The 17,790-nt window shown below is 66.1% G+C and carries 17 protein-coding genes; 7 read left to right on the top strand and 10 right to left on the bottom strand.

The window, feature by feature from the left end; all coding sequences use genetic code 11:
- Position 1 precedes the first annotated feature (1 nt).
- The 8 genes from AC5JCN_RS22890 to AC5JCN_RS22855 all read right to left on the bottom strand — a co-directional run bounded on the left by AC5JCN_RS22890 (position 2) and on the right by AC5JCN_RS22855 (position 8,663).
- On the bottom strand, positions 2-772 hold the full coding sequence (locus AC5JCN_RS22890; RefSeq protein WP_495757400.1) for an SDR family NAD(P)-dependent oxidoreductase: 771 nt from the start codon (positions 770-772) through the stop codon (positions 2-4).
- Complete coding sequence (locus AC5JCN_RS22885) at positions 772-1,557, bottom strand: enoyl-CoA hydratase/isomerase family protein (protein ID WP_495757399.1); 786 nt, start codon at positions 1,555-1,557, stop codon at positions 772-774. The genes AC5JCN_RS22890 and AC5JCN_RS22885 overlap by 1 nt, the downstream gene beginning before the upstream one ends.
- A 15-nt stretch (positions 1,558-1,572) precedes the next feature.
- Complete coding sequence (locus AC5JCN_RS22880) at positions 1,573-2,400, bottom strand: carbohydrate ABC transporter permease (protein WP_495757398.1); 828 nt, start codon at positions 2,398-2,400, stop codon at positions 1,573-1,575.
- Positions 2,401-2,410: 10 nt separating this feature from the next.
- The gene (locus AC5JCN_RS22875) at positions 2,411-3,313 is read right to left on the bottom strand and encodes a carbohydrate ABC transporter permease (RefSeq protein WP_495757397.1); all 903 of its coding nucleotides are present in this window, start codon (positions 3,311-3,313) and stop codon (positions 2,411-2,413) included.
- 66 nt (positions 3,314-3,379) lie between these two features.
- On the bottom strand, positions 3,380-4,615 hold the full coding sequence (locus tag AC5JCN_RS22870; RefSeq protein WP_495757396.1) for an ABC transporter substrate-binding protein: 1,236 nt from the start codon (positions 4,613-4,615) through the stop codon (positions 3,380-3,382).
- A 22-nt stretch (positions 4,616-4,637) separates the two neighbouring features.
- Entirely contained in the window at positions 4,638-6,368 is a 1,731-nt protein-coding gene (locus AC5JCN_RS22865; protein WP_495757395.1) for a DeoR family transcriptional regulator, read from the bottom strand.
- Positions 6,369-6,502: 134 nt separating this feature from the next.
- The gene (locus AC5JCN_RS22860) at positions 6,503-7,153 is read right to left on the bottom strand and encodes an alpha/beta hydrolase family protein (RefSeq protein WP_495757394.1); all 651 of its coding nucleotides are present in this window, start codon (positions 7,151-7,153) and stop codon (positions 6,503-6,505) included.
- A gap of 205 nt (positions 7,154-7,358) precedes the next feature.
- Positions 7,359-8,663, bottom strand: coding sequence for a porin (locus tag AC5JCN_RS22855; RefSeq protein WP_495757393.1), 1,305 nt, complete (start codon positions 8,661-8,663; stop codon positions 7,359-7,361).
- Between the two features lie 445 nt (positions 8,664-9,108).
- On the opposite strand from AC5JCN_RS22855, the gene AC5JCN_RS22850 reads away from it, so the two are divergent.
- The 5 genes from AC5JCN_RS22850 to AC5JCN_RS22830 all read left to right on the top strand — a co-directional run bounded on the left by AC5JCN_RS22850 (position 9,109) and on the right by AC5JCN_RS22830 (position 14,423).
- The gene (locus AC5JCN_RS22850) at positions 9,109-9,468 is read left to right on the top strand and encodes an SWIB/MDM2 domain-containing protein (protein WP_495757392.1); all 360 of its coding nucleotides are present in this window, start codon (positions 9,109-9,111) and stop codon (positions 9,466-9,468) included.
- Between the two features lie 940 nt (positions 9,469-10,408).
- A complete protein-coding gene (locus AC5JCN_RS22845; protein ID WP_495757391.1) occupies positions 10,409-11,233 on the top strand; it encodes a transporter substrate-binding domain-containing protein in 825 nt (274 codons plus the stop codon).
- Positions 11,234-11,341: 108 nt separating this feature from the next.
- Positions 11,342-12,625, top strand: a complete 1,284-nt coding sequence (locus AC5JCN_RS22840) for an NAD(P)/FAD-dependent oxidoreductase (RefSeq protein WP_495757390.1) — start codon at positions 11,342-11,344, stop codon at positions 12,623-12,625.
- Positions 12,626-12,642: 17 nt separating this feature from the next.
- Positions 12,643-13,617 (top strand): amino acid ABC transporter permease, encoded by a 975-nt coding sequence (locus AC5JCN_RS22835; protein WP_495757389.1) that lies wholly within the window; start codon positions 12,643-12,645, stop codon positions 13,615-13,617.
- Positions 13,618-13,715: 98 nt separating this feature from the next.
- Entirely contained in the window at positions 13,716-14,423 is a 708-nt protein-coding gene (locus AC5JCN_RS22830) for an amino acid ABC transporter ATP-binding protein (protein ID WP_495757388.1), read from the top strand.
- A gap of 32 nt (positions 14,424-14,455) precedes the next feature.
- Here the strand turns inward: AC5JCN_RS22830 and AC5JCN_RS22825 are convergent, their stop codons facing one another.
- Positions 14,456-15,205, bottom strand: a complete 750-nt coding sequence (locus tag AC5JCN_RS22825; RefSeq protein WP_495757387.1) for a GntR family transcriptional regulator — start codon at positions 15,203-15,205, stop codon at positions 14,456-14,458.
- Between the two features lie 147 nt (positions 15,206-15,352).
- Here AC5JCN_RS22825 and AC5JCN_RS22820 point away from each other — a divergent pair, with 147 nt between their 5' ends.
- Both AC5JCN_RS22820 and AC5JCN_RS22815 read left to right on the top strand, forming a co-directional pair.
- On the top strand, positions 15,353-16,363 hold the full coding sequence (locus tag AC5JCN_RS22820; RefSeq protein ID WP_495757386.1) for an SIS domain-containing protein: 1,011 nt from the start codon (positions 15,353-15,355) through the stop codon (positions 16,361-16,363).
- Between the two features lie 6 nt (positions 16,364-16,369).
- The gene (locus AC5JCN_RS22815) at positions 16,370-17,170 is read left to right on the top strand and encodes a PfkB family carbohydrate kinase (RefSeq protein ID WP_495757385.1); all 801 of its coding nucleotides are present in this window, start codon (positions 16,370-16,372) and stop codon (positions 17,168-17,170) included.
- A gap of 91 nt (positions 17,171-17,261) precedes the next feature.
- Here AC5JCN_RS22815 and AC5JCN_RS22810 read toward each other — a convergent pair whose 3' ends face one another.
- A complete protein-coding gene (locus AC5JCN_RS22810) occupies positions 17,262-17,618 on the bottom strand; it encodes a DUF3140 domain-containing protein (protein ID WP_495757384.1) in 357 nt (118 codons plus the stop codon).
- Positions 17,619-17,790: the final 172 nt, after the last annotated feature.

The following is a 17,790-nucleotide window of genomic DNA, read 5'->3' as shown; positions in this document are numbered from 1 at the left end:
ATCAATCCCCCTTGATGGTGAGGCCGCCATCCACCCGCAGCACCTCCCCGGTGATGAAGGACGACCGGTCGCTCGCCAGGAAGACGACAGCATCTGCAACTTCCGAAGGCTGGCCGAAGCGGCCCAGCGCATGGGCGGCGTTCCAGCGCGCGATCAGTTCGTCGGGATCGGGCGACTCGCGGAACACCTTCTCGTTGAGCGGCGTCATGATTGTGCCGGGCGCGATGGCGTTGACCCGGATCCCGGCCGGCGCAAGATCGACGGCCGCCTGCTGCGTCAGGGCGTTGATCCCGCCCTTGGCGGCCGCGTAGGCGGCCCAGCCATGAAAGCCCCGCAGGCTCTGGACCGAGCTCAAATTCACGACGGAGCCGCCCCCCTGCCGTCGCATGTGGGGCACGGCCGCGCGCATGCCCCGCCAGACACTGGTGAGGTTGGTGGAAATCACCTCTTCCCAGGTGTCCTCGTCGATTGCATCCACGACGCCGCCGATGGCGCGTGCGGCATTGTTGACGAGAATGTCGATGCGCCCGAAGGAGGCCAACGTTGCATCCACGGCCGCCGTCACCTGCGCGAGTTCGCGGACGTCCGTCTGGACGAACACGGCCCGGCCTCCCGCGGCCTCGATCTCCGCCACGGCCTCGCGGCCCGCTTCCGCGTCGAGGTCGGCTACGGTGACACTCGCGCCTTCCCGCGCCAGGGCCAGCGCGCTGGAGCGCCCGATGCCCATCGCCGCTCCCGTGACGAGTGCCGCGCGGCCTGTCAGCTCACCCATCATGACCCCCTGAATTCCGGATTGCGCTTGTCGAGGAACGCTTCGATCCCCTCCTGCCCGTCGGCCGAGCAGTAGAGGCGGAACAGCACCTCCTGCTCCAGGGCGAGGGCCGTGGGCAGCGCCGCGTCCTGCCCGATGCGTAAAAGCCGCTTCATCTCGGCCATCGCGAGCGGCCCGAGCTTCAGCATGGCCCTCGCCTTGGCGAGCGCTGTCTCCCTGAGGGCGCCCGGCTCGCACAACTCCGCCGCGAGCCCGATCTGGTAGGCGCGTTCGCCCTTCAGGCGTCCTCCGGTCAGCAGCAGGTCGGCCGTGAGGTGGCGGCCGATGGAGCGCATCAGGCGCTGCGTGCCTCCTCCCCCCGGAGAAAGGCCCAGCAACCCCTCGGGAAGGCCGAGACGGGCGGAGGTGGACACGACCAGCACATCACAGCACAGGGCGATTTCCAGCCCTCCACCGAGCGCGTATCCGTTGATGGCGGCAATGGTCGGCTTGGGCAGGGCCTCCAGCCGATCGTTGATCCGCCGCCCTTCCATCTGGAAGGCCATGAACGCCGCCTCGTTGCGGCCGCGATACCCGGCAATGTCCGCACCGGCCGCGAAGGCTTTCTCCCCCGCGCCGGTCAGGATCACGGCGCGCACCGTGTCGTCACCGGCGAGCGCCGCGAGGGTCGCGTCAAGTTCTGCCAGCAGCGGTGTCGAGAGCGCATTCAGCTTGTCCGGACGGTTCAGCGTGACGACGGCGATGGCCTCGTCGACGCGTTCCAGGAGGACCAGGGAGTCTGGCATGCGAAACTCCGGGGCTCAGCCCTTGACCGCGCCGGCCGTGATGCCGGCGACGAACTGGCGTTGCAGGAAGAAGAAGACGACGATCACCGGCAGCGAGACGAGGACGGAGCTCGCCATCAACTCGCCGTACCGGATGCCGTACTGACCGATGTAGTCGTTCATGCCGACCGGCAGCGTCCGCATCTCCTTCGTTGACGTGAAGGACAGCGCAAACAGGAACTCCTGCCAGGTAACGATCAGCACGAACACCGTCGTGGCAACGATCCCGGGCCTGCACAGCGGGAGTACGATGTCGAAGAAGGCCCGCAGCGGCTTGGCGCCGTCGATGGCAGCCGATTCCTCCAGCGTGCGAGGCACGCCGAGCAGGAATCCGCGCAGCATCCAGATCGCGACGGGGAGCGTGACGGTGATGTAGGCGATGACGAGCGAGGCGTAGGTGTCGAGCAGGTTCGCCGCCTTTACCATCTTGTAGATGGGAATGATCATCGCCCCCGCCGGGAAGAACTGGGCGAGGATCACGGCTCCCAGGAACACCGTCAGGATCCGGAACTGGTATCGCGTCAGGCTGTAGGCGGCGAGCAGCGCGAGAGGCACCGTGATGAGCACGGTCAGCCCGGAGACGATGACGCTGTTGAGGAAGTAGCGCTGGAACTCCGGACGAAGCGCCAGGGCATAGTTTTCGAGCGTCGGCCGATCGGGCCACAGCGTGGCCGGCGTCGCGAAAGGCTCGTCGCCCGGCTTCAGCGAGACGCTGAACATCCAGAAGAACGGCAGCAGCACCAGCGCGGCGACGGCGATCTGCAGCAGGTGCATGAGGATGCGGCCGCGGGAGCGGCGGGCCATGGGCATGGTCTCACCCCGCCCTGGAGGCGCGGCGCTGCAGCAGCAGCAGCAGCGCGACGAAGACGACAAGGACGAGCACCGCGATCGACCCGTAAGCGGCCGCGTCGCCAAAGCGGAACTGGCCGAAGCCGAGCTCGAAGATCCGGGTCGGGAAAATGGCAGTCGCGTTCAGCGGACCACCGCGCGTGAGCACCCAGATCATGTCGAAGTAGTTGAAGGTCAGGATGGTCGTCAGCAGGACGTTGACGACAATGACCGGCCACATGGCGGGAATGACGATGTCGATGAGGCGGCGCAGCGGGCCGGCGCCGTCGATCTTGGCCGCCTCGATCTGCTCGGCATCCACTGACTGCAGCGCGGCCAGGAAGACCACCGTCGAGAATGGAAAGCCCTTCCAGAATGCGGCGAAGACGACGGCCGGCATTGCGGTGCCGGGGTCGGCGAGCCAGCCGGCGCCGTGCTCCGACAATCCCGTGCGCACCAGAAGCGAATTGATCAGCCCGAGTTGCGGGTCGAACATGAACCGCCACAGGATGGCCGCTACAACCCCCGGCAGAACCCAGGGCAGAAGCACGAGCGAGCGCAGGACGCCCTGCCCCGGCAGCCGCTGGTCGAGGAGAAGCGCGATCAGGAACCCGCCGGCGTTCTGAAGGAGGACGACCCCGAAGGTCCATGCGATCGAGTTGCGGACGACCTGCCAGAAGGACGGGTCGGCGAAGATCCGGCCGTAGGTTTCGAAGCCGACGAATTTCGGGTTCGGATTGATGAAGGAGCTGGTGAACAGGCTCTCCCGGAACGTGCCGATCATCGGCCAGTACATCAGGACCGCCACGAGCACGGCCGCCGGCGCCATGAAGCCGTAGGCCATCAGGCGCTCTCCGGCGCGGTGTCGCGCAATCCTGCGCTGGATCATTCCTCGAGCTCCAAAACCTGCCCTAGCGGGCGGGGCAGCCCCACGGGAGGGCTGCCCCGGCCGGGATCACTTCAGCGCGTCGATCGTGGCGCAGGCTTCCTTCGCGGCGGCCTCGACGGCCGTTCCCGACAGGATCTTCTGCACCATGTTCTGCTGCGCCTCGGACACTTCGAGGTAGCGCGTCGAGAGCGGCCGCGGCCTGGCGTTGTTGAGGTGCTCCAGGATCACGTCCGGCCGCGAACGGCTCTTCTGCAGGAAGCCCTTTGCCGCCTCGACATTGGCCGGGATCAGGTCCACGACAGCCGCGTTCACGTCCGGCCGCGTCATGAACTGCACGAACTTGATGGCGGCATCCTTGTGCTTGGAGTTTTCGTAGACGACGAGGTTCCAGCCGCCGAACGTGCCGACGGCCTTCTTGCCCTTGGGCGCGAAGCCGGCGACGAAGTCCCAGTCGACCTTGGACTTCTGCAGCGTGGGCTGCTCCAGCGCCGGCCACAGCTCCATGGCGAGCGTGCCGTTGAGGAACAGCTCACGCAGGGGCTCGTTGCCGGCGTTCAGGATGCCCGCCGGGGCGTAGGCGGTCATGTCCTTGTAGAAGTTCAGCGCCTCGATGGCGGCCGGCTGGGTCAGCGCGCACTTGCCCGACGCGTCGAGCACCGATCCACCATTCGAGTAGATGAACGAGTTGGTCATGACGACCGGGTACTCGCTCTTGTTGCCGGTGAGGCCGATGGCGAAGCGGCCCTTGGCCTTGTCGGTCAGCTTGGGCGCGGCCTCCTTGAGGGCCTCCCAGGTGGTGACGGTCGCCGGGTCGATGCCGGCTTCCTTGAACAAAGCCTTGTTCTGGAAGGCGAAGAACCAGACGTCGACGTTGAAGGGGACGCCCCAGAGCGCGCCCTTGTAGTTCGCCGACTCCCAGGCGCCGGGGAAGAAGGCGTCTGCCTTCACCGTGCCGGCCTTGACGAGATCGTCGAGCTTGGCGATCGCGCCGGCCTCGGCGAAAGCCGCGTTCCAGATTTGGTCGACGGTCGAGACGTCCGGTCCGTTGGCGCCCTGCACTGCCGTGAGCAGGCGCTGCTGGTACTCCGGATAGGGAATGGTGGTGACTTCCACCTTGATGTTCGGGTTTTCCGCCTCGAACCGCTTCACGGCCTCCTTCTGATACTCGCTGAGACCGGACTCCGTCTGCTGGTTGTCCCAGAAGCGAAGCACGACCTGCTCGGCGAATGCCGTGCTGGCCAGCATCGTCCCGGATGCGAGGCCCGCGAGCCAGATGGACACGCGTTTTGTCCTCTTTGTCATGTTTTCCTCCCCTTTTTGCCGTTCAGACTGCTTTGCGCATGGGCTGGCGCAAGTCCTCGGCCAGCCCCTCCTCTTCCTCGTCGTCGGCGACGACCACCCGAACGCCGGCGGCGGCGAGATCCAGACGGTGCGAGGAAAGCGTCCCCGCATCGGTGTAGACGGCATGGAACTGGTTCGGGCGGATGGCCTGAACATGCGCCTCGAAGCCGAGCACACTGTGGTCGGCGAGAACGACCACCTGCCGGGCCGCCAGGGCGAACCGGCGGCAGACGAGGGCCGCGCGCTCGTCCTGGAAAGACAGGCCGAAAACCGGCGAGACACCATCCGGCGACACAAAGCTGCGGTCGACCCGCATCGTCTCCAGCAGCGCTCCGACGCTCGGGCCGACGAGGCTGCGGGTGGCCGGCTGGAACTCGCCCCCGGTCAGCAGCACCTTAATGGGTGCCGCATCGGCGAGCGTCTCCAGCACGACGAGGCTGTTGGTCACCACGGTGAGGTCGCGGGGCTCTGCCGCAAGCGCCTCGGCCAGGAAGCGCGACGCCTCTCCGCCATCGAGCAGGATGGTCTCGTGCGGGGCGATGTCCGCCGCCACGCCAGCGGCAATGAGCCGGCGGTTCTCGCGAATCTGGTCGGCAACCTGATCGCCGGCGTTACGGGCCTCGAAGCGCAACCCGAGACTGGCGCAGCGCTCGCGCATTGCCGCGGCGAGCTTGCGGTACCAGTCGTGAGACGGGAAGTGCAGGACGAAGCTGACCGTCCTGTCCCCCGGCGGCGGGCCGGAATAGGCGTGCGGCGCTGCCATGCGGTCCAGCACGGCGGGGTCGAGACGCCAGCGGTCCGCCTCGCGGCGGTAGAAGTCCGGTAGCGTTTCCGGTGTGAGCACCTCCGCCGGGGTGATCACTGCCTCTCCGATCGCCTCGCCGGCGAAACACCGGCAGACCGTGTCGATGGCGACCCGGCCGACCACCTCGGGAAACAGGGCGAGCGTCGCGCGCAGCGGTCCACCGCTCGCCAATGTGTCGAACAGCGCATCGCCCTCGCCGCCGACCGAGTAGGCCAGCACGTCGCGGCCCAGCCGCTCGGCCATCTCGAGCGCGCCGAGGACCGTGTGGTCGTTCACGCCGAAGACCACATTGATGCCCGGGTGCGTCCTGAACGCGTCCCGTGCCTGGCGGACCACGTCCTTCAGGAAGCCGCGGCCCTGCACCTGGTGCGCCGTCACCTGCCCTGGAAAGGTCTCTCGAAACCCGGCCAGGAACCCGTTCATCCGGTCGGTGGCGTTGGTCAGTTCGTCGAGCGAGATGAGCAGGATCTCGGCGGCTTCGGAAACGCCGGCGACCTCGCGGCCGCCGTGCCGGCCAAGCTCGCGCGAGCGCGACCAGTTGTCGGGGCCGAGATAGAGGCCGCCTGCCTGCGGGGCGGACTCGGCGAGAAACGGCACACGGCTTCGCACGGCCTGCTGCCGGAGCGTCTGGGCCCAGCTTCCCGACAGTGGGGGAAGAATCAGTGCGTCGGGGCGAGCAGGTAACGCCGCGAGAGTCCGCTCGGCGGTGGACGAGGCATCCCGCGGTTCCACCCGGATCGCACCGCCTCGGGTTCGCCGGAGCCGGCCCGCCCGCTCGAGCCTCGCGAGATCCCGGCGCAGCGTCACCGATGAGACGTCCGGACAGGCGTGTGCGAGCGCCTGCAGAGACACGACCCCTTGCTCATCGAGCATCGAAATGATCAGGAAATCACGTTCTTCAGAGATCATTGCTGACAACTAGGGATCAGGCCGACTGAAACAGACAGTTTCACCCTCACCCAAACGCGTCAAGCCGGGAAAACTGATCAATTATGATCATCGTGGCAAGGGTGCGAGAGGTCACCCGACGCGAGCGTCGCCGCTTACCGGACCAGCCCTTCGATCCACATCCGAACACCTGCCGCCATGGACGCCCGATGATCGGCGGCGGAGAATCCCGAGACACTTTTGCGCGGGGTGAGGTCGTGGTCGCCGTCCGGCATCCAGAGCAGTTCGATAGACCGGGACAGCGTGTATCCCGTCACCTCCTCCTGGGCGCCGAAGGGATCGCGCGTTCCCTGGACGATCAGCGCCGGGCATCGCAGCGTGGCGAGGTGGGCCGTGCGCGTCTTCTCCGGCTGACCCGGCGGATGGAAGGGGTAGCCGAGGCAGAGCAGCCCGGACACCTCGCCGGATTCGAGGAGTTCGTCGGCCACCATCGACGCCACGCGGCCACCCATGGATTTGCCCCCGATGACGAGGCGCCCCGAGCCGAGCCGTTCACGCGCGGCGGCGACGGCGGCCCGGTACTCCGGAATGACGATCTCGGCCCTGGGCGGCGGCTTGCGCGCGCCGGTGCGCCGGGCGGCCATGTAGGCGAACTCGAAACGCAGGACCCGGAGCCCGGCCCCGGCGAGCGCCTCGGTCATGGATTGCATGCCTGCCGAATCCATCGCGCCACCCGCGCCGTGCGCCAGGAGCAGCGTGGCGGGAGCGTCGGAGGGACCGTCGTCTAGGAAGGTGATGGCGTCCATCGCGGCAGTGTTGCCGGGCGGATCGGATCTGGCAAAGCAAAGGTGATCTGCAGGCTTTGCCGAACGTCGCCGGACAATTGGCATGCAGATGCCGGTCGCTCCCGGTGAGAAAGGGCTGAAGCACGTTCAAACCGCTCAGGGGCGCGCCGCCGGCGCGCCCCATGCGTGGGTCCGCCACCGGCGTCCCGTCGTCTGCGAACGCCGCCTAGAAGTCCCGCTGGAACCTGATGCGGCCTTGCCAGTCGCTCTTGTTGTCGTTCGGGCTGTTGCGGATGAAGCCAGCCGGGGTGTCCGTGTAGGTCGTGTACACGGCCTCGATGCCGACTTCCGTTTTCTTGATGGGGAACCAGGAGACGCGCAGGGCGCCCGTGGCAATGCCCGCATCTCGGGTGTTTCCGAACTGGTTGATCTGGGCGTAGGTCCCATACAGCGTCGAGTTGATCGTCGGCGTCCAGAAATGCTGGAGCCCGGCATAGCCCTGCCACACCTGTGTCAGCTTCAGGCTGTCGCCGACAACGGTGGCGTCAGCCGTGTTCAGCCTGCGGCTTCCCGCCTGCACGCTCTCGCTGAACTCCGCATTCGTGGCCGTGCCGGTGTAGGCATTCGCGCCCCGCGAGTAGGCGACCTGCGCGACGATGTTGTCGCCCGCCGCCAGGAAGGGGAGGTTCACCTTCACGCCAAGCTGGCCGGCGTAGCCGTACTCGCTGTCGACCTCCGGCGTGGATGCGTTGGGCCGGATCTGGTGCGCGGCGCCGGTGAGCGCGACGACGCCCCACCCGGCGCCATATTCGATGCGCCCGACCAGGTCCGGCACAGTGGTGCCGCCATTCGCGGCGGGAGTAACGGTGGGCGCGCCCGGCGACAGGAACACGCCGCTCTGGCGGAAGTAGCTGTCCTCCAGAGCGATGGTCGCGGCGAAGTCGCCGAACTTGGCGGTGTAGGCGACGGCCGGCGGCGTAATCGCGCCGTTGGTCGTATCCGAACCGCGGCCGTTCGATGCGCCACCGATATAGGAGTTCTGGCTGATGCCACTGGCGTAGGCGAAGTCGTAGAACGAGTTGAAGTAGCGGCCGGCGGTGAAGCCCGCAGCCTGAATGAACGCGTAATCGAGATAGGCCCCGTCGGCGCCGGTACCCGAAGCCGTCGCGCCACCGGTGGTTTGCTGGATGTACATGCGGATGGCGGTTCGGACCACGCCGATCTCGGTCGGCGTCTGGGCGTCGAGCGTGAGGTAGCCACGCGCCCTGAAACGCTGGGTCGCCTGCTGGAAACCGCGATTGGTCGGCGAGGCCCAGAAACGCTCATTGTAAAAGGCGTCGAACCGCACGCGTCCGCCAACCGCGAGGCAAGTGTCGGAGCCGGGAATGACAAACCCGGCAAACTTGTCTCCGATCTTGCAGATCCGGACGTAGTCAACAGGAGCTGCTTTTCTGGAGGGCAGATCGGCAGCGAAAGCTGGCACGGAAAGCGTCGTTGCTACAACGGCGAGAGTAAAGCGAGATCGGCTCATGGTCAGCCCCGGTTGTTGTCCGGGCGTTGTACCAACCACTCAGATAGCCGAAGTGTCATAGTCTGTCATAAATCGACAGTGGCAAAACAAGTTGTAGCAGAGCAACAGCATAATGCGGCAGGATGACGCGATTTTATTTTTGTTCAACTGCTTACTTGTTATTTTTTATCTTCGATTCGAAAATCGTCAAATCTGTTTATGCTAGGTATTTTACGACGCTGCTGTCGCCGCGCGTCACGGTTCCCGATCCTGCCAACGCGCCCCTTCTCACGCTTGACCTCGGGTCTGTGCGGGGCTTCTCGATCACGCGGCCAAGTCGCAGCGCGGGTGAACCATGCCGCCGGCGCGACGGATATGATGAGCTGGCCCAAAAATCTGCGACGCAACTCTGAACTGAGTGAGAGCCTGAAGCATTGCCCGGGTGAATCTTCAACGGAGCGGATCGATGGCGACCAAGAAGCAGCAGGACAGCAAGGGTGCGGAGACCGGGGCAGCCAAGGAAAAGCGGAAGTCCGCGGCCAGCGACACCGCGCCGTCAAAGAAGGCGACACCGGGTAAGGCAAAAGGCGGGCTGGCGCAGCCGGTCACTCCGTCACCCGAGCTTGCCGAGGTGGTCGGCAAGGAAAAGCAGCCGCGTTCCCAGATCGTCAGCCGGATCTGGGACTATATCCGCAAGCACGACCTGCAGGATCCCGCCGACAAGAGGACCATCGTTGCGGACGACAAGCTCAAGGCGGTGTTTGGGAAGGATAAGGCGACGATGTTCGAGATGAACAGCCATATCTCCCGGCACGTCGCCAAATGAAGGTCGTGGCGTTCGCGAACCCTGCTCGCGCAAGCTCGGCGGGTTGATCAGCGGGCAGCAATGATACCGACGGTGGCCGGTGATCGGGGCAACAAGCCCATGAAAAAGTCTCAGAGTGCCGCAGCGATACCGACGTAGAGGGTTACGTCAGGCAGCGCTCCGGCACTCTGATTACGACGGGATGCAAATTTTCCAGAGACACCCGATAGCGACGGCACCATGGCCCTGGCCGACTTCCGTGTCAGCCAAAGGCGGGTGCCATGTCTCTCAGCGGCTTTAGCGCGGCATATACATGCACGGCTTCGTGCGGTTCCTGACCTCCCCCACGGGGGTCACGGCACAAGGCGTGATTTTTGCCGTCTCCGGAACGTAGAGGCACGGCTTGGCCCTGTTCCGATACTCTCCAACAGGCGCAGCCGGGCACATTTCCATTGTCGTGGTCGGGAAGTTGCCAATCGGCTTTACTTTACCGTTCATCGTGGAAGCCAAGCTCGGGCTCAAGCCGGCGGCGCAAGTAACAAGTATAGTGGACACCAGGATCAGGGACTTCATGTCTGCACCTCCAGCTAACGGCCGATTGATGCATCGAAGGGCGTGAGCGGATTGCAGAAAAGGCTGTTTTTTCTCATGCCTCAGGTACCTGAAACCGCCCGTTGCTCAGCGCGAACATGCCGGCCGTCCGTCCTTACAGCGCAGCATTCGCCGGTTTGCGCCAGCGATTCTTGCTGACTGGAAGCTCCGCGTCGGTCCGGGGGACCAACCCGCACTCCCGTCCCCACCGCCAGAACCAGCCTCGGCAGACTTCCAGCTTGCAAGACGTCTGACGATAGACAACTATTCTCGCTGTGGTTGTTCCACCGCGTGGCGCAACCAGAACCCCGGCGGGAATGCCGGCCGGGACAAGGACACAAGAACACCGAGGGATCGGGAGAAGCGCACCATGCGACATTTTCTTGCCAGCGCCATCGTCGCGGCGGGGTTGTTCGGGGTTGTAGAGGCGGCGTCGGCCGGCGAGACCCTCGACCGGGTCAACAGCACGCACGCCCTCAAGGTCGCCACCAACAGCGGCTGGCCTCCCCAGAGCTTCCTGGATGACAAGAACGAGCTCGTCGGCTTTGACATCGACGTCGCGAAGGAGATCGCCAAGCGCCTCGGTGCGACGGCCAGCTTCGACACGCCTGAATGGGCAGTGATGACGGGCGGACACTGGCATGGCCGCTGGGATGTCGCCGTAGGCTCGATCACGCCCACCAAGCCAAGGGCCGAAGTTCTCGACTTTGCGGGGATCTACTACTACAGCCCCTACGTCTTCGCTGTTCACAAGGACAGCAAGGCCCAGAAACGTGACGATCTGAACGGAAAGAAGATCGGCGTGGAAACGGGCACCACCTCCGAGGACTACGTCCGCCGGCAACTGCAGATTGATGCACCGGATGCTCCGAAGATCAACTACACGCTGCAGCCGGGCGACATCAAGACGTACGCGGACTCGATGCTTCCCTTCGACGACCTGCGCCTCGGGGACGGGACGCGCGTCGACGCGGTGATTGCGCCGGAACAGACCGCGATGGGAGCGATCAAGAACGGCTATCCCGTGAAGATCCTGCCCGGCGACTACGCTTTCAAGGAGCCGCTCGTCGTCGTCGCCGACAAGGGCGACGCCGAATGGACCGCCAAGCTCGGCGAAATCATCAAGGCCATGAAGGCCGACGGCACGCTGAGCACGCTGACCAAGAAGTGGTACGGCCAGGACTACAGCAACTGATCAGGATGCCGGGGCAAGGCGCCGGCCGCACAGGCCGGTCCCTGCTTCGGCTTCTCCCGGCGGGGCACTCCGCCCCGCTCTCTGCTCATGTTCTGGACCGGGGCTGGAATGGACTACATCGAAACCTATTATCGGGCCGGGGCGGGCCGCGAACTTCCGCGAGCCACGCTCTCCGGCAGTGTCGAAGCCGACGTCTGCGTGGTCGGCGGGGGCCTGGCCGGCCTGAGCACCGCGCTGGAGCTTCTGCGCCGGGGCAAGTCTGTCTGCCTTCTCGAAGCACAGCGCATCGGCTGGGGTGCGTCCGGCCGCAATGGCGGCTTCGTCTCTCCGGGGTGGTCGGCGCGCCATTCCTCCATCGTGCGGCTCGCCGGCGCCGAGGGGGCCGGCGCGCTCCATCACATGTCCATCGAGGGGGCCGGCATCGTAGAAAGGAACATCGACGACCTCGCCATGGCGGACGTCGACAAGGTGCAAGGAATCCTCTCGGCCGTTCGCTATCCCGCCCCGGCCGAATTGCAGTCTTATCGCGACTGGCTCCACCGCGAGTTCGGTTACGAGGTCGAATACAGGACGACGGAGCAGGTCCGTGACCTGCTGCTGTCCAACCGTTACTTCCAGGCGCTCTACAATCCCAACGGGTTTCACATCCATCCGCTCAACTACGCCCGCGCCTTGGCGCGCGAAATCGAGCGGCTCGGCGGGCGGATTTTCGAAGCGACTCCGGCGGTTACACAGGAGCGGCAGGGTGCCGCCCGGCTCGTCTCGACGGCAAAGGGAACGGTGAAGGCCCGCGACGTCGTCATGACCTGCGGCGGCTACACCGACGCACTGCTCCCGGCGCTGCGCCGGAGCTACCTTCCCATCGCCACCTACGTGATGCTCACCAAGCCGGACCGCGACAAGGTCGCGAGCGCCATCAGGACGACAGCGGCGATCGGCGATGACCGGCGGGCAGGCGACTACTACCGCATCGTCGACGAGGGCCGCCGGATTCTCTGGGGCGGCAAGATCACGACCCGGACCACGGAGCCCCGCCTTCTCGGCCGCCTCCTGCACCGGACCATGGTGTCGACCTACCCGCAGCTCCGGGATCTCGGGGTCGAGATGGTCTGGTCGGGGCTCATGTCCTATGCGCGCCACATGATGCCCCAGATCGGCGTGCTCGAGCCGGGGCTCTGGTACTGCACCGCCTTCGGCGGCCACGGCCTCAACACGACGGCAATCGGCGGCACGGTGGTGGCGGAGGCGATCGCCGGCGAGAGCGACCGCATCCGCCGCTTCGCCCCGTTCGGCCTCGCCTGGAACGGCGGGCTCGCCGGCCGCGTCGCCGTGCAGCTGACCTACTGGAGCTATCAGGCGATGGATCTCTACCGCGAGCGGCGCCGGGCCTAGCCGGAAGGACGCGATCGATGCACTACGCCGACAACGTCGACTACCCGCCCCTTCTCAGCCGGCCGGCCATCTTCGTGCCGGCCATCATCGCGATCTTCCTTGCCCTGCTGCACTGGAATGTCGGGGCGACGGCCCTGGGCAAGGGCATCGCCCAGCTCGTGGGCCTCGCGTCCGATTCCGTCGAGACACGCAACCTGCTCCTGGCGGCGCTCGCGACGGTGATCTTCGCCGTCAATGTCGGCATCGTCCTGCGCATGCCCCTGCGCTGGCAGGTCTGGGTCGTCTGGCTGGAGCTGGCGCTGCTCGTGCTCCTGTTCTTCTACTCCTTCGACCTCAGCTTCAGCTTCATCCGTCGCAAGATCGGGTTTTTGCTAAGCCAGGGCCTCGTCACGACCCTCTACATTTCCGCCGTGTCGATCGCGATCGCATCCGTGCTGGCGCTGGTGGGAGCGATCGCCAAGCTCTCGTCCAACGGCATCGCGCTGGGCATCGCGAATTTCTACACATCCCTGTTCCGCGGCCTGCCGCTGCTGATGCAGATCTACCTCATCTATCTCGGCCTGCCCCAGCTCGGGTACGTCGTGAATGCCGTGCCGGCCGGGATCGCCGCCCTGTCGCTCTGCTACGGCGCCTATATGACCGAGATCTTCCGGGCCGGGATCGAGAGCATCCCGCGGGGCCAGTGGGAGGCCTCGCGGGCTCTGGGATTGCGGCCCGGTAGCACCCTGCTGCGCATCATCCTGCCGCAGTCCATGCGGGTCATCATCCCGCCGACCGGCAACCAGTTCATCGCCATGCTGAAGGATTCGTCGCTGGTGTCCGTCGTCGGCGTCTGGGAGCTCATGTATCTCGCCCGCACCCAAGGCCAGACGGAGTTCCGGCACATCGAGATGATGATCACTGCCTCGCTCATCTACTGGCTGCTCTCCATCGTCCTGGAGCTCGTCCAGGGGCGGATCGAGCGCTATTACAACCGGGCGCACGTCCGATGAGGCGGGGCGTCGGTGCACACTTTCTGGATTGGCTGTCCGGCCACTCAGCAATTGCGGTCCAGGCCCGGGACGACGCGCCGGCCGTGCAGATCCGGGGCATGTCGAAGTCGTTCGGCTCGTTCAAGGCCTTGCACGGCATCGACCTGACCCTCGCGCGGGGCGAGAAGCTGGTGATCTGCGGGCCGTCGGGGTCCGGGAAGTCCACCCTAATCCGCTGCATCAATGCCCTGGAGAGCTTCGACGAGGGCGAGATCCACGTCGACGGGATCAGGCTCACCCGCGAGCCCGGCGTCGTGGAAGCGGTCCGCCGGCGGATCGGCATGGTGTTCCAGCAGTTCAACCTCTTTCCCCATCTCAGCGTCATCGAGAACTGCGCCCTGCCGTTGCGGCTCGTTCGCGGCTTGCCGCACGCCGAAGCGAACGACAGGGCGATGCACTACCTCTCGAAGGTCCGGATTCCCGACCAGGCACACAAGTTCGCCTCGCAACTGTCCGGTGGCCAGCAGCAGCGTGTCGCGATCGCGCGTGCGCTCGCCATGCAGCCGGGCATCATGCTGTTCGACGAGCCGACCTCGGCGCTCGACCCGGAAATGGTCAAGGAGGTTCTCGACACGATGGTGCAACTGGCGGCCGACGGCATGACCATGGCAGTCGTCACGCACGAGATGGGATTTGCGCGGCAGGTCGCTGACCGCGTGATCTTCATGGATCGCGGGCGGATCGTCGAGGAAGCGGAGCCGGAGTCGTTCTTCGCAAGCCCCAAGGAGGAAAGGGCCAGGGCCTTCCTCCAGCAGATTCTGAGGTGAACCGGCTGCGACAGGCGTCCGGCGCGACGGGCTCAGCGCCGGCTGAAATTGAACGCGAAGACGTCGCCGCGGTGGAAGTCGCGTGCGTGAACCACGGTATCGCCACCTTCCGTGAAGCAGGTCTCCGTGATCAGCAGCCAGGGTTCCTTTGGCGGCCGGCCCAGCGCATGTGAGGCGGCCTCCGGCAGGACCGTGGCCGAGATCGTCGCCCTCGACATCATCGGCCTGTTGCGGCTCAGGGCGAGGACGTCGTTCAGAGAGCCCTCGAACAGCCCCGGCCGCGGATGATCGGGAAGGAAACGGGACGGCACCGTCTCGACCGAATAGACCAGGGCCTCGTCGCCGTCCTCTCGCACCCGCTCGATTACGACGAGGGGCGTCGATGCGGGGCAGCCCAGCGCCTCCTGCGCCTCCGGCTGGCTGCCCGCCAGCGCCTCCCGGACCGAGAGGACGCGCGTCCTCGCTTCGTATCCGAGTTCGCGCAGCATGACGCTGATGCTCTCGTAGGTCGTGATCGGCCGTGCAACCTTAAGGCTCGCGGCGGCGGAAACGAAGCGCCCGCGCCCGTGCTGCGTCCGGATCAGGCCTTCCTGCTCGAGTAAGCCGAGACCCTCGCGAAGGCTGGGGCGGGACACCTTGAAGGCGGCGCACAGCTCGGCCTCGGATGGGAGGCGGTCTCCCGCATTCATCCCGTTCCGGCTGATCATGTCGAACACCGCGTCCCTGATCTGACGGCTGATCGACTTCTCGGTCCGCAGCGTTGGCAGAATCAGGCCATCCAAGGCGGTCACCTCCTCGCGCCGTGATTGTACCGGGACCCACCTTTGCGGCAAGACTGAAGCTTTGCCGCAGGAGGAACGCCAGATATTGCGTCCCGCCCTGTCAGGCAGTTATAAGACGTCTGACAACATTCGCAAGCGGGGCACCTGATGTTCAATTTCGACGAAGCCCGGTTCGAGAGCATTCAGTCCGGCGCCGTGGGCCTTGCGTCCCGCATTCATGCCATTGTTGGCGACGCGCTGGCGGCGGGGGTCGAGAAGGTGGTCTTCCTCGGCACGGGAGGCGCCGCCATCCTGATGCAACCGGCCGTCCTGCTCCTGAACCGACAATCCACGCTTCCCGCGATCCTGGAGATCTCGGCGGAAGTCGTGCTGTCCGGCTCGCCCTGGATCGGCCCCAAGGCGCTCGTCGTCATCCCGTCCCTCTCGGGTACGACGAAGGAGAGCGTTGCGGCGCTGGATTACTGCCTCACCCGAGGGGCCCACGTGCTCACGCTGGTGGGCCACGCCGACACCCCGCTCGGACGTGTGCCGAACGCGCTGGTGAACTTCGCCGAGGACGACACGTCGAGTGAATCCTTCTACGTCCAATCCCTGCTCATCGCGCTTGCCGCCATGGCCCACCGCGGCGAGTTCTCCCGCTGGGAGGAGACCGTGGCCGAACTGGGCGCCCTGCCGCGCGGGCTCATCGCCGCGAAGACCGCCTTCGAGCCGCGGGCGCAGTCCGTCGCCGGCTTCATCGCGGCATCGCCATGGCACATCATCACCGGGGCCGGACCGGCCTGGCCACAGGCCTTCTACTACGGGATGTGCATCCTGGAAGAGATGCAGTGGATCCGCACCCGGCCGGTCCACGCCTCGGACTTTTTCCACGGAACGCTGGAACTGGTCGATGGCGATGCAAGGGTCATCATCCTGAAAGGCGAGGACTCCACGAGACCGCTGGCGGAGCGGGTTGAGAACTTTGCCCGCCAGGTGGCGGGGGGCGTCGAGGTCATCGATACGAAGGATCTTCCCCTGCCCGGCATCTCCGACGAGACCCGCGCGTTGCTCGTTCCCGCGCTCCTCGCCACGGTGCTGGAAAGGGTGAGTGCCCATCTCGAGGAGCTGCGCAACCACCCCCTCACCACGCGCCGCTACTACAAGCGCATCGCCTACTGATCCGCCATGTCTGCCGGGGTCGCGACTGTCGGGGACAATTGCATCGATCGCTACCTGCCCCCGATCGGCCACTCGACGGTTGGGGGGAACGCGCTGAACGTGGCCGTGCAGCTGGCGCGACTTGGTCTTGTCGCAGGCTATTTCGGCGCAGTGGGGGACGATGAGGCCGGGCAGCGAACGCTTCGCGTGATCCGGGACAATCACGTCGTTCCGCATGTCATTGTTCGTCGCGGCCACGACACTGCATGGACCGACATCGGGCGCACTCCGGACGGCGATCGTATCATCGGGGCCGAAGAGTTCGGGGCCTGCAAGGGCTATTCACCCTCCCGCTCCGAGATCGAGGTGCTGTGCGGCATGCGGCATGTCCATGTCGGGTGGCTCGATGATGATGGACGGTGCCGGCGTGCACTCGGCGAGGCCGGGGTGCTGGTCTCGCAGGACATCTCGGTGAACCCGCAGCTGGACGGAGTTGCGATCGCCTTCGCCTCGTGCGGCGGGCCGCTGGACCAGGCCATCACGATGCTCGACCGCCTGCTCGGCCAGGGCGCGCGGATCGCCGTCGTGACCCGGGGTTCGTCGGGCAGTATCGCGCGGGACGGCCAGGACACCGTCTTGCTCGATGCCTTGCCCGTCACGGTTGTCGACACGCTCGGGGCCGGAGACAGCTTCGCGGCCGGTTTCATCCACGCCCATCTCGAGCAACGCGCCCTGCGGGAGTGCCTCGACGCAGGCCGCCGGCTGGCGGCCCGCACATGCACCCACTGGGGCGGGTTCCCGCAAGCGCCGGAGCCGTTTGGGGCTTAGGTCCCGGGAAAGCCTTGGCGAGGAGAGCCCGGCTGCGTGGGCTGCCCGCGGTCCCCTGCTGCCGCTATGGCCCGGGCTCCCGAACGCCCGCTCAGGTCTTCAGCGGGTCGTGGCCCCAGTTCATCAGCGAGTGGTGCCAGCGGGTGTCGGTGACATCGCCGGCCGGGCGCTGGGCCAGGTGACGGTGCACGTAGCCGATCACCTTGCGCATGTGGGCGAGGTCGTCATCGTCGATCTCGGCCTTCTTCTTGTGCGCGATCTCGACGATGCGGCGGCCGGAATGGTGCCCCACCGACTCCGGTCCTCCTGCCCCCGTCTTCTGGTGTCCGTCGGCCCAGCCTACCTCGCGCGACTGCTCCGTCTTCAGCCAGCGCTCCAGTTCCGCCGGGGTCATGTTGACGACCTTCCGGAACTCGGCGGCCGTTTCGTCAGGTGAGGTCTGGGTCATGGGACGCCCGCTCCTTGGTCGAAGATGGCCAAGCAACGGGCCTTCCGCGTAGCGGTTCCTGCGGGCTCGGCGTGTTCGACCCAAACAAGGGCCTGCGAAGTCCGGACGTGTGGTCAGCCTGCCCCGGGTCGAAAAGCTCGACGCGACCCGCGGCCCGATGCCGGAGGACGAG

It is taken from the genome of Alsobacter sp. (assembly GCF_059501845.1).
This window is presented reverse-complemented; position numbering and strand designations above follow the sequence as displayed.